Below are 12,408 nucleotides of genomic sequence, written 5' to 3'. Positions count from 1 at the left end.
GAGTTTTATGAAAAATGTTTGTTAGACTCAAAAAAAAATCGCGAAAAGAAAACCTGGCTTTTTTGCGCTACTAAAAAAATCAGAGTAGAGTAAGCAGACCATTTAGAGTTTGAGTGATAAACAAATCCACGTCAGTGTAAAAACAAATTCAGAGTTTGAGTAAGTTTGGAGTTGTTGTTGGCAACGTGTTCGGCATGGTTTGTTGCTTTGGCAGGAACTAAGTTAACAAAGGAAAACTAACTTGAAGGGAAATCCGCAGGATTTTCCGAGTACAAACAACCTAGTAGTTGGTTATAAACGTTGTTGGCTAACATTAATCACAGGTAATTGAAGAATAATTCTACAATCACACCAAGGACAACACTGAATAAAGCTCCTAAATTAGATAAACGTTCTAATTTAAATGTATTTGAAAATGCCAACCACAGACATAACACACCACAAATCGCTAAAATTATAGTTCCATATAAAGGAACGATGCTTTTGAAAAGCTCTATTTGATTAAAAAAGGGATCTAACAAAGCAGTAAAACCAAAAAGAGCTAATGTGAAATTTGTCTTTTTATGTCCATTAAATAGATAATAGCTTGCAATTAATAATTCAACACTTATTGCTAAAGGACCATATTGGTTATAATATTCTCTTTTAAAATATAGCTCGAACCCTTGGGGAAAATCAATGTTCATTACAAAGGCTACACTCAGAGCTAGTCCGATAATCAAAAGGGATAATGCAATTGTCCTTCTTTTTTTCATGAGTTCTTACTTAATGTTTGCCAACGTTGTTGTATATGATTTGTTGTGTTGGCAAGAACTAAGTTAGTAAAAGAAAGCGAACCAGTAGGATAATCCGCTAGGATTTTCCGAGTACACACAAGCTGAGCAATTGGTTATACGCGTTGTTGTAGTGCGTTATTTCTTAATTCCTTTCAATTTAACTCCTTTCCAACCCATTTGAATATTGAAACTACCATTTTCATTATCAACAAACTCAAACGATTCGGGTTCTTTAGGGTCGTCAAAGAAAGTATTTTCTGATTCAGCTTTTAAGGTGGCTATCTGCTCTCCATCTTGATAAACTAATAAATTTTCATTCTCTATTTTAAAAGTCAATTTCAAATTACCCATATCTGCAAATGAATATGTTCCTACATATCTCTTTAAAATGTCAGCGGATAATTTGATAGATTTTCTATTCAACTCTTTCGGAAAATCGTATGGTTTGTTTTCCAGTATTTTGGCAAAATCTTGCACTGTTTTCTGAAAAGGAACTTCTTCATAATTCGCTAAAAAAATGAAATTGTAGTTATATTCTAGGTTTGTATAAATCTCAACTCTTATTCCGTCTGAACCTCCACTTTTCTCAATTACACTAAATTCGTTTTGTAATAGCGATGCAAAAGGCTCAATTTTTATATGGTTTAAAAATTCATTTAAGTCTTTGGCAGTTGAAAATATTCTCGCAGTTTTCAATTCATCTGGTAAAATATTATCAACCTGCATTATTTGTCCATCATCTTTTTCGTGGTTTTTTGCTAATTTTTTTAAGTTATTCTCTTTAAGATTGAAATGTGCTCCTGAATTTTTCATTCCCAAAGGTTTGAACACTTCGTCTGCCAAACATTGGGCGAAAGTTTTGTTAGAAACTTCTTGAATAACAAAATAAACAAGTTCATAAGCCACATTAGAATATTGTTTTTCTATTCCAGGTTCGAAAAGTAGTTTTTGTTTTTTGGCATACTCAATTATCTGTACTGATGACAAGTTGATTTCATCTTCTTTGACATTCTTTAAACTTCTTGGAAGTCCTGATGTGTGGTTGAGCAACATTTGTATTGTTATTTTGTCGCCATTAGGAAAATCCGGAATGAACTTTTTGATGGGTTCGCTTTTTTTGACTTTTCCTTCCAATTCAAACTTCTCAATTAAATAATAAGCCATTAATTTTGAAACAGAATGAATATCAAATTGACTTTCGGTTGTTACATACGTTGTACTACTTTTATCCTGATTTAAATTATATGCCTTGTCAATGATTAGGGTGTCATTTTTTGAAGCAAATACAACTCCATTGAATTTTCCAATTTTATTAAGTGCCGAGAAGTACTCATCTATTTGTTTATTCAGTTTTTCGGTTTGATGTGGTGAGTTATCTTCCGTTTTTTCATCCTCATTTTTGCAAGAGATTATAAGAATTGATAGAAGAAGTATGGTTAAAATTTGTCTCATTATTTAGTTTGGTTCTAATGCACTACACTGTGTTTGTGTATGGTTTGTGCGGAATCGTCCGCAGGATGATTCCGATCGAAATCATATTTCAATAAAAGTAAGAAAAAACCCTTTGCTTAACCAACTTAGCATTGACTATACACGTTGTTGCAAAATGTAATTTATACTGATTTTTAATCGTCTAACATCATTTCCAATCCATCGTTTAAAACTAGTTCGAAATATTTTCCGTGTTCAATTTTCACACTTACTACTTCAGCGTTTTTTGATTTGAGGAATGTTTTTTCCTTTTCTGTTAGTTTGCCAACTCTTTGGTCGATTTCGCTATAAATGTAAGTGAGGTTAGAAAGATCTGAATCTTTTAGCAATTCAGTATATTTTACTTCTCTATTTATTGCCGCGGCAATTTTTCGCATGTTAACTGTATATATATTTTCTGATTTTTCACCGATTATTGGCGTAGTTGCGTCTTCTTCAAAATTAGCCTCAAATCCTTTAGAATAAGCCGTACTGACTTCTTTAGTCATATCAAGTCTACCAAACATTAATAAATATCCGTCTGCAATATTGTTGTAATCAACTAGAGATTTTAAACCAACTAAAGAGCCGTAAGATCCGCCAACAACATACACTTTTTTATTTAGTGATTTAAAATAACTAATGAGCTCGTAAAGCGTTTTTACCGTCTTTTCATTATAATTATTTGCCTGTTCCCACGAAATTTCTTCCTTTTCTGTCTCTTCTGGATGTAGTGTTTGTGATTCACGCATGTTAATTAAAAAATAGTTGCTTTCATCAATTCCACCTAGAACGCTAAATATATATTCGAACACATAAGTTCTAAGATCATTTTCAGGCCCTCCATCTATGTTTATGATTACCGTATCACTGTCAGGATTTCCAAAAGAATATCCATGTTTTTCTAATGATTTAGGTATATCAGCAAATACAATCTTTATGTCTTCATTTCTAAGAGTGCTTTTAACAACCAACGCTTTGTATTCTCCATTTTCATCCACAAACATGCGTGGTATTAACTTTTGGTCCATTATTAGTGGTAAAACTTCTTTAAAGGCTACTGGTGTTCCATCCTCATAATAAACGGGTTCAAAATCTGCAGGTGGTTCTTTTTTTATCAGTTCTTGCATCGGAAGTAATCTTAAGCTATCATGAATAAATGTATATTCTTGACCTTGTGCAAAAATGCATGTCAACAAACTTGTAATTAGGATTAATATTTTCATTTTATCTTGGACTATATATTTAGTTGATTATTTTTTACAACCTGTACGTGTATGGTTTGTAGCGTAAAAGTACACGCTTAATTTTCCGCAGTAACAATATAGTAAAAAGTACCCAAAGATCATCGTCTTAGCCAGCTGTAGCTATTAACTATACACGTTGTTAGTCAACGTATTTTTGACTTTTCAAATGGTCTTTTATCTGATGTAGTCATTTTATATTGTTCCAAAGCCTCTTCCAGAGTAAGATTTGTGGGCATATTTTCAATGAATGTCATAACTGATGTAAATATGAACGGTATGTTGCTTTTTGAATTAAAATCAGATTTTGTTGCAATGTCATCTAATTGATCAGCATTCCATTTTTTTCTTATTCTATTGGCACTCTCATATTTTTCCTTATTCAAATTTGGAAGCCATATTTTGTTATTTAGTGAATCTGGCAACAAGTGATGTCTATATTGCCAAGTTGAGTAAACCTCAAAATTTCCTTTATCTTTATCATTTTGGAAATGCAGGTAAGAGATTGCCTGTTCAGGATCAAATCGTCCCTCATTTACTGCCTTGCAAAGAATTGGTTCAAGATCAATTATGTTTTTATCGCTGCCTCTTTTTTGAGATGTATGAACTAAAACCACATCATGATTTTGCCCTCTTAAGGATTTTTTAAAACCGAGCTCTATCTGAGAAGGGAAGCCAAGAGAATCAGTTAGTGAAAGTATCCTGTTCATATTTATTATTCGATTAGCTTGAATAGTATCACCATGAGTATCGTACATTGGTCTGAACATTTGATCTCTTTCCCAAATTGATTTGAATTCATTTCTTAATCTTGAGTCATATTCAGTCGTTCTTTTCTCTATAAAAGAATTCCAAAGGTTTTCATCTATATATGTGTTAACAAAAATTGACTTTAGCAAACTTAAATCGTCAGAATTATTTATAAGTAGTTGAAGATATAAATTTCTTTCATCTAAATTATTAGAGAGTTGATTTGAAAGGGCGGCATTATATACATCAGCACCAAAAGGTTTTTTGATTTCTCTAAATGCCAATGAGTAACTTTTGGATGCTTTATCGAAATCACCATCACAAATTGCAATTTCAGCTTTATTAGTTAGAATGTGATATTTAGTAATTGCTTCATTATTGTAGTTGCATTTCGTTAATTCAGTGATGGCAGAATTTTCAGACTTAATATTCGTCTCATTACGGTTTTTACAACCTACTTGAATTGTCAGAATAATTATAATGATTGTTATTCTCATTTTTTAAATTTTATGGTGACTAACGTGTTCGTGCATGATTAGTTGCGTTGGCAGGAACTAAGTTAGCAAAAGAAAACGAACCAATAGGAAAATCCGTTAGGATTTTCCGAGTACACACAAACTAGCAATTGGTTATACACGTTGTTGTAAAACGTTTATGGACACACTGTTTATTCAAATTATTGTAATTAAACAATTTCCATTTTTTTGATTTGAAATGAGTTTTTGTAAAAAATGTAGTTAATTTAATGAATAGGACTAAAACTTTACTGAATTTCTTAAAACATGTGGATAAATAGAAAGTAGTAGATTATTATGGGTTGATTTCCAGTTCAAACTAAATAGTAGTTAAATACTGAACTTTTAATTCAACACTTAACTACTATTCTATATTAAAAGAGTAAGCTAACAATTAGTCTGGAGGTGCAATATAATTGTCTGCTCTTTGAATTAAATTAGGGTTTGCGCAAATTTTGACATTAAAAGGACCATAATGGACAGAGAATGAATCGCCACTTTCCATTACTTCACCATATATTTCTAATGTTTCTTGTACACAACTAGCAGTATAACATGTCTTATGTTTAGTCATTCCGTTTGGACATCCACCTCTTTCCAATGTGCTTTGATTTTCATTTTCAAAAACAAATTTCTCAGGGTAAATAGTGTATTTATTATCAAGAAAGGAAACATTGAAATCTAAACCAAGATAACCTTTTTCTGAAAAATCATCTTTTTTTGTTTCTTCAAATAATTCTGTTAATTGATTAATAAATAATGATCTTCTGATGATATCATCATTATGTTCAATAATAATGGCATCTTTTTCTGAAAAATCAAATGATATCGATGAAAACGAAATGTTTGAAAGATCTAAGTTATTATCACTATTTTGATTGAACCTAAATGTATCATTCTTTTTAAATAACTCTACTGATTTTTCAGATTCTAGTTCCATTGAATCATTGTCTGTGCAATTTGTTGCAAGAATAAAAATAAGTAGTAATAAAGTAAAGTTGAAATTTATTTTCATTTTAAATCTTTTTAAAGTGTTAATAACTAAACTGTTAAAACAAATATATAGATTATATTCGATATTTTAAAATTAGATAGACAAAAAAAGCACATTCATGCATTTTTTAGTCAAATTATTTTCTTACTAGCTCAGTTTGATTAATAAAAAAATCATCTCTATTAATATTCTCTTTAAAAAAATTTAAAAGTTCAGTTTCAGATTCGAATTCATTTTCTCTTAGCTTGTCATTTACTTCAGAAAAGGTAAGTGTGTTACTATCAATATTAAATCCATAAAACAAATTTGCAACCTTACCGTCATATTCCGTAATTATATTCATAATGTTGAATCCTTTTACTGCTTTTGAGAATGCGATTAATTCTTCTGTTTTCTCTTTATCAACAATAATCAGTTTATAGGTTTTCTCATTGTTTTTTTCAATTCTCAAAAATTCATGTTTGGAATTCTCAGTTCTCCATTCTCCTATCAATTCAGATTTAATTAATTCGTCATTTGGTAAAGAAAACATAGATTCTATTGCACAACTGACTACAAGTAATAATATTAAAAATCCGATAATTTTTTTTGTATATGATTTCATTTTTTAAATGTTCTACAGCGTGTTCGTGTATGGTTTCGTTGCGTTTGCACTAAGTTAGCAAATAAACAGGAACCCATTGTTCAGAAGCGACAGAAATTCCGACAGGAATTTCCGAGCAATGAACTATACACGTTGTTGTGTGTTGCCTTATTTGTTTTTTTTCAACGAACAAGAGCTAATCCCGAATGGAGCGTATAAAGGACAAAAACTAATTAAGCTGGTTAAAACGAATATAACCGCCAAAACAAGTAACACTAATCCTAATGTCCCAGAAATTATACCTGTTAAATAAAGAACTCCTACTATAGCAGCGATTATTATTCTAATAATCCTATCTGCTGAACCCATGTTTTTTTTCATAATATAAATTTTAAGTGTTTTATAATATCAAAGCTACATGAAGTTATATTTATATGCAGTGACCTAGGTCACCACTCACCAATAATTTTTATTACTCCTGAATTTTGAATAACTAAACCTTCTGTTTCAAGTTTTTTCATTACTCTAGAGATTACTTCTCTAACTGTTCCCAATTCATTGGCAAGTTGGCTATGACTTATCTTAATTGATGTGCCATTGGTTAATTCAATTTTTCTATTCAAATGATCTAATAATCGTTTATCCATTTTATTTAATAATAAATGACTAATAGTGTCTAAGAGTTCAGAGTACCTTAAATTAAATTGGTTGTAAAAGAGTTCATTAAACTCAGGATATTCATTTAGCCATTTTGGTAAAAGTGGGACAGGAATTAGCAGAATTTTAGATTCTTCCTCAGTCACCGCAAATACTTTGCTTGGCGTGTTCTTGAGCGCAGCATAAAATGACATTACGCAGCTTTGCGCAGGTTCGATGTAGTATAGTAATAATTCTTTTTCGTCAAATCTTGAATAAACTTTTACAAATCCTTCAACTACAATTGGCAATACTTTGACAAATTGATGCTCTCTTAAAATTTCAGTTCCTTTAGGAAATGCTTTTATGGTTGATTCCTCTAGAATTTCATCGAGTAAATCAGGTTTTAAAAATGATAGTATGTTTATGTCAAAATCCAATTACTTGGTTTGTTCGAGGTTACACACAACGGTTTTGTGTATGGCTTGTTGCGTTGGCAGGAACTAAGTTAGCAAAAGAAACCGAACCAATAGGAAAATCCGCTAGGATTTTCCGAGTACACACAAACCAAGCAATTGGTTATACACGTTGTTAGCTCTAGTTTTATTTCTTTTTTGTGAATTTAATTCCAAGTATTATTAAAATTACTATCAAGGTGATAAAAAAGACACTAGTTGAAGTACTTTTTATAATCGAAAAAATATTGGTTGTATTAACCATAGTTTTTGTCAAATCTGGATAACTGTTCAACATTGTGATAATCCCAATATTTTCCAAATAATCCGCGATTCCCGCAATTATTGGTAAAATACATAGATGGCTAAATGGAGATTTGAGCTTGTTTAATTTTTTAAGAAAATATGCTAAAAGCAAAGAATAGGTGAGTCCAAAAAGTAGCGGATAAATCATATCCACAGGTATTTGGTTAGTTAAATAAATTTCACGTCCGTTCTTTCCAAGTGTTTTAAATAATTCATTTACATAGTCCTGATTATAGCCCGTTGGCAACATATCCAACAATTTCATTCCGCTAGAGAATCCCATTGTTTTTGGAATCGTTACAAACAACATAAATAGGTAAACAACATTAGTCAGTATGAATAGACCTAAAACTTTTTTTCCTGAAGTGTTTTTTTCTAGGATTTTAGTGAATCTGTTCATTGTTTTCAAATTAGAGCTAACGTGTTCGTGTATGGCTTGTTGCGTTGGCGAGAACTAAGTTAATAAAAGAAACCGAACCAGTAGGAAAATCCGCTAGGATTTTCCGAGTACACACAAACCAAGCAATTGGTTATACACGTTGTTGGCAAATCGTTTTTTATTCAACTTTCTAAAAATCTTAAATCTAAATAGTTGTTATTTGGGTTTGTAGAGTCAATATATAGTCTAGTTTCTTTTTTAATTGCAAAGTGCATCTTTAATTTCGTTATGTCCATATCAATGTTCAACTTGTATTTAATTGAGTCATTTTTATAAGGTACATCAATCAATATCACATTATGATTGATATCAATATATTCATTACGAGTTTTGTATCCACTTCCGACTTCTATTTCTTGTTTGTAACTATTGCTCTTTATTTCTAAATTATCTAATTTAACTATTACTTTATCGCCAGTTCTAATTAAGTCATTAATTCTATTGCTTTCCTCGTTATCGGTTTTACTCAAAAGAATTTTGGTTTTAAGCATATAAATCAAAAATGGCAAAATCAATATTATTCCTATTGCTACAAAATAAAAGTTTGTTTCTCCTGTTGCTTTATATCTTCCTCTTCCACCGATTCCAGCATAGATAATTATAAACCCTAGAAATGTAAGTCCAGCATAAATCCAACTCCCAAAATCAGATAGTATTTTTTTAAAGTTCATATAGTTTGATCAAATGTGTTTAACGTGCTCGGGTATGGATTATTGACAGAAAATTAGAGGCAATGAACTATACATTTTATTAGCAAATTGTTTTTTTATTTCAATTGTTTCTTTTCGCAAAGGTCAAATTCAGTTTTGGCCTTTAAAAATTCCACAATGCAATCTTCTGGCTCAGATTTTAAAAAAAGAACTTCAACTTCGGTTTCATCAATGTCCTTATAAAAAATTCCAGTTAAATACTTTTTCCTTAATTTCAAATACGGTTTACTTCCAGGTCCAACAAGGTATTCTTGAGTTATATAAAGGATTTCATAATCATTGATTTCCCACGAACTATGTTTCTTTTCAGTTCCTGAAAAATCTCCAAAAAACTCAAAGAAAATAATTATTAGTCCAATTCCAATTGTCAGCACAGTCGATATAATCTGAAGTCCTAATTTTTTGGAATGCCAAAAAGTAAATCCGACTATTACAACTAAATTAAGAAACGTAATCTTATAAATATCAGAGTGAGCAAAATTCAATTCAGATTTATAAATCATCAATTCAGCAACTACAATTACTATTAGAATAATAGCTAAAATGTCTTTAATTCTCTGTTTCATTAAATGTTTGCCAACGTATTTGTGTATGGCTTCGTTGCGGAAAAATCCACAGGATTCTTTCCGCCGTAACCGAAAGATAGCAAATTGCAATGAATTCCGATTAGGAATTCAGCCGCAATGAGTTATACACGTTGTTATAAACTGGTTTTTAATTCTGTTATTTTTGCATTTCCAAATTCAGCTTCTTGAAGTTGTTTTAATTTCATTTTACTGTCATCTAGTGATATAATTTGATAAATGTTTTGATCTGCTGTTTGATCCAAAGCAAATACTAAGAAAAAGTTCTGTTTTATTTCTTTAACATACCAATATCCTTCGTCTTCCCAACTTTTATTAATCAATGCATTTTTCTTATTTTGTTCTTTGAACATTACATCAATAAAATAAGGTTTGTCGCTGAATTCTATATTTATTTTGCCATTGTTTTTATCAAAATAATTACTGATGAAAAAGTCACTTTTGGTTAAAAAACTGCTAATTTGATTTTCATTAATAGACAATTTGTGATTTAAGTTTAATGGTCTAAAAACATGCATAATGTTTATGTCGAAGTCTATTTCAATTGAATCTTTTTCGTAAACTTTAAATTCGACATTAGTGGTATCGTTTTTCACAAATAGTTTTGACTTTTTAAAATCAATATTTATTGGAACAATACTATCATTTTGAATATAACTAATTGTTTGTTTGTCAAAATCAATTATTATTCCTTCGTTTCCAGAGTAGTAAGCCGAATCTGTATCTATAATATAGTTATTGTAAGACATCCAAATTCCATCAACTTCTTGATTAGAACAAGATGTTAACCCGAGGATTATAATTATTAATTGCAGTATTTTTCTCAAACTTGTTTATAACGTGATTGTGTATGATTTCGTTGCGTGTTTAAGCATTAAAGTTAGCAAATAAATCACAGATAGAAAGTCCGCGAGGACTTTCGTAAGTAGGCTATAGCTAGCAATGAATTATACACGGTGTTGTGCTTTCGTTATTTATTAAGTTCTTGTTCAATTTCATTTAATATGACCTCAATTTCATTTTTTAATCCACCAAAAAAAATTATACCCGCAGCTGATTTATGCAGCAACACAAAATCTATAAGATAGTTTTCAAGTTCTACAGAATTAAACAACAGTTTATTATTTATATTTTTTGAAATGGAATTGGTTTGAGGACTTAATAGTTCACCCGCTAGTTTTCTAATACTACTCTCTTTGTATATAATAGATTTCAGATTTTCTTTTACAGCTAATGCATTATTTTCCTGAAGTTTTAAAAAATCTAATGAGCTTTCAAAAGACGCAAGTCTTTGTCTCAACTTTTGATTCGCAATTAAATTCAAATTTCCAGAACTTATGATGTCATTTAACACTCCAGTTGAAGGCTTAAACGACATTTGATTGCCCAAAACTGAACGAAACGTTTCTTTCAGATACTTGTTACTAACAGAGTCAAGCACTTCATTATCAAATAAATTTAATAAGCCATTTATCCCTTTTATTATGGCTTCATTTTCCGCAATTGAAAAATTTAGTTTATCCATATTAGTATTAAATTCCGATTGCAAAGACAATAAATACTCTTGTTCTATTTTTTGTTGTTTCCTCTGCTCATTCCAATTATTGATGCTTAATGCAATCAAAATTCCAATCACCACAAGGATAATTTCTCCGATTGCATAAATCAAGTACTTACTGAATTTGTTTTCAGTCAGCATTTTTTGTCTAATTTTTCTAAAGAATTTTATCATTAGTTTGCGGTTTGTGTAATGAAGCACAACGTGTTCGTGTATGATTTGTGCGACCTAGAATCCGCAGGATTTTCGGTTGTAGCAAATCAGTTGCTTAAATATAAGTTTTTTATTTGAAGTAGGAGTGAAGCATTGATTATACACGTTGTTGCATCACTTTTGCGACAGACTAGAGTAATCACGTTTAACTTAGAGCGTTGAAGCTTGAGTAAGCACATAAAGCGAGTTTGAATAAGCAGAATCAGCCATTTGAGTAAAACGTTCCGCAAACAAGCTCAAAATCCGTTAGAGTAAGAAACCTTTTCCTTTTTTTAAATTCAGAGTTTGAGTAAGCTTTAACCTTAAGGGATTGAGTAAGCAATAGATCTAAAATTATTAAACTTATTGACTGAAATTAAAAAGGAGTTAGGATTTGGAGCAATTGGTTGCAACGTGTTCGTGTATGGCTTGTTGCGTTGGCGAGAACTAAGTTAGCAAAAGAAACCGAACCAATAGGAAAATCCGCTAGGATTTTCCGAGTACACACAAACCAAGCAATTGGTTATACACGTTGTTGTGGTGTCGTTTTTATTCAGTTATTTTATATTTTCGACCAATTAATTCACATTTTTTAGTCACATTCCAAAAAGCAAAACCAGGTTCGCCTGTCGGTATTTTTCGTGTTATTATTTCTCCATTTGTCTTTCGAATTCTAAAATCAGCGAAATGTCCATTTTGTTTAACACTTATTCCATCTTCTCTGTTAGTCACAAAAGCTTTAAATCCGTTGTGCCATTCAAATTCAGAGTATTCAATGAATTCAGATTTTGAACTGTCCAAAAGAACAAATCTATGAGTTGAGTTTATAATAAATTCAGATTCAGATATTTTTAAAATCAAAACAGGAATTTCATTTTTTTTCAATTCCATTTTTTTACTAAAAACACTTTGTTCCGATTCAGGAATTAAATCGAAAAGAGTAAATAATTCAGTTCCATTGAAATCAGATTTCTCTTTGCCGAAAAATCCAAAAAACCAAAATTCCATTTGGTCTTTTACTTTTTCCGACGATTTTTCTATTAATTCACTCATTTTCTTAAATGCACCACAACGTGTTCGTGTATGGCTTGTTGCGTTGGCGAGAACTAAGTTAGCAAAAGAAACCGAACCAATAGGAAAATCCGCTAGGATTTTCCGAGTACACACAAACCAAGCAATTGGTTATACACGTTGTT

Annotated in this window: 14 protein-coding genes; all 14 read right to left on the bottom strand. The window is 30.7% G+C overall.

Annotated elements, in window-relative coordinates:
* Nucleotides 1–317 precede the first annotated feature (317 nt).
* The 14 genes from VOI25_RS14310 to VOI25_RS14245 all read right to left on the bottom strand — a co-directional run bounded on the left by VOI25_RS14310 (nucleotide 318) and on the right by VOI25_RS14245 (nucleotide 12,379).
* On the bottom strand, nucleotides 318–755 hold the full coding sequence (locus VOI25_RS14310) for a hypothetical protein (protein ID WP_323789770.1): 438 nt from the start codon (nucleotides 753–755) through the stop codon (nucleotides 318–320).
* A 156-nt stretch (nucleotides 756–911) separates the two neighbouring features.
* Nucleotides 912–2,228 (bottom strand): serine hydrolase domain-containing protein, encoded by a 1,317-nt coding sequence (locus VOI25_RS14305; RefSeq protein ID WP_323789769.1) that lies wholly within the window; start codon nucleotides 2,226–2,228, stop codon nucleotides 912–914.
* 173 nt (nucleotides 2,229–2,401) lie between these two features.
* Nucleotides 2,402–3,376 carry a hypothetical protein gene (locus VOI25_RS14300; RefSeq protein WP_323789768.1) on the bottom strand — a complete coding sequence of 325 codons (975 nt, stop codon included), beginning with the start codon at nucleotides 3,374–3,376 and terminating at the stop codon, nucleotides 2,402–2,404.
* Nucleotides 3,377–3,636: 260 nt separating this feature from the next.
* A complete protein-coding gene (locus VOI25_RS14295) occupies nucleotides 3,637–4,737 on the bottom strand; it encodes a hypothetical protein (protein ID WP_323789767.1) in 1,101 nt (366 codons plus the stop codon).
* Nucleotides 4,738–5,149: 412 nt separating this feature from the next.
* Nucleotides 5,150–5,770 carry a hypothetical protein gene (locus VOI25_RS14290; RefSeq protein WP_323789766.1) on the bottom strand — a complete coding sequence of 207 codons (621 nt, stop codon included), beginning with the start codon at nucleotides 5,768–5,770 and terminating at the stop codon, nucleotides 5,150–5,152.
* Nucleotides 5,771–5,885: 115 nt separating this feature from the next.
* Nucleotides 5,886–6,353 (bottom strand): hypothetical protein, encoded by a 468-nt coding sequence (locus tag VOI25_RS14285; protein WP_323789765.1) that lies wholly within the window; start codon nucleotides 6,351–6,353, stop codon nucleotides 5,886–5,888.
* Between the two features lie 147 nt (nucleotides 6,354–6,500).
* A complete protein-coding gene (locus VOI25_RS14280; RefSeq protein WP_323789764.1) occupies nucleotides 6,501–6,713 on the bottom strand; it encodes a DUF2892 domain-containing protein in 213 nt (70 codons plus the stop codon).
* 68 nt (nucleotides 6,714–6,781) lie between these two features.
* Nucleotides 6,782–7,408 carry a Crp/Fnr family transcriptional regulator gene (locus VOI25_RS14275; RefSeq protein ID WP_323789763.1) on the bottom strand — a complete coding sequence of 209 codons (627 nt, stop codon included), beginning with the start codon at nucleotides 7,406–7,408 and terminating at the stop codon, nucleotides 6,782–6,784.
* A 163-nt stretch (nucleotides 7,409–7,571) separates the two neighbouring features.
* Nucleotides 7,572–8,129, bottom strand: a complete 558-nt coding sequence (locus tag VOI25_RS14270) for a hypothetical protein (protein ID WP_323789762.1) — start codon at nucleotides 8,127–8,129, stop codon at nucleotides 7,572–7,574.
* A gap of 161 nt (nucleotides 8,130–8,290) precedes the next feature.
* On the bottom strand, nucleotides 8,291–8,839 hold the full coding sequence (locus VOI25_RS14265; RefSeq protein WP_323789761.1) for a hypothetical protein: 549 nt from the start codon (nucleotides 8,837–8,839) through the stop codon (nucleotides 8,291–8,293).
* 95 nt (nucleotides 8,840–8,934) lie between these two features.
* Nucleotides 8,935–9,444 (bottom strand): hypothetical protein, encoded by a 510-nt coding sequence (locus tag VOI25_RS14260; protein WP_323789760.1) that lies wholly within the window; start codon nucleotides 9,442–9,444, stop codon nucleotides 8,935–8,937.
* Nucleotides 9,445–9,578: 134 nt separating this feature from the next.
* Nucleotides 9,579–10,289, bottom strand: coding sequence for a hypothetical protein (locus VOI25_RS14255; protein WP_323789759.1), 711 nt, complete (start codon nucleotides 10,287–10,289; stop codon nucleotides 9,579–9,581).
* Between the two features lie 143 nt (nucleotides 10,290–10,432).
* Nucleotides 10,433–11,194 (bottom strand): DUF6090 family protein, encoded by a 762-nt coding sequence (locus tag VOI25_RS14250; protein ID WP_323789758.1) that lies wholly within the window; start codon nucleotides 11,192–11,194, stop codon nucleotides 10,433–10,435.
* A 567-nt stretch (nucleotides 11,195–11,761) separates the two neighbouring features.
* The gene (locus VOI25_RS14245; protein ID WP_323789757.1) at nucleotides 11,762–12,379 is read right to left on the bottom strand and encodes a hypothetical protein; all 618 of its coding nucleotides are present in this window, start codon (nucleotides 12,377–12,379) and stop codon (nucleotides 11,762–11,764) included.
* Nucleotides 12,380–12,408: the final 29 nt, after the last annotated feature.

This window comes from Psychroserpens sp. (assembly GCF_034670085.1).
Taxonomy (GTDB): domain Bacteria; phylum Bacteroidota; class Bacteroidia; order Flavobacteriales; family Flavobacteriaceae; genus Psychroserpens.
This window is presented reverse-complemented; position numbering and strand designations above follow the sequence as displayed.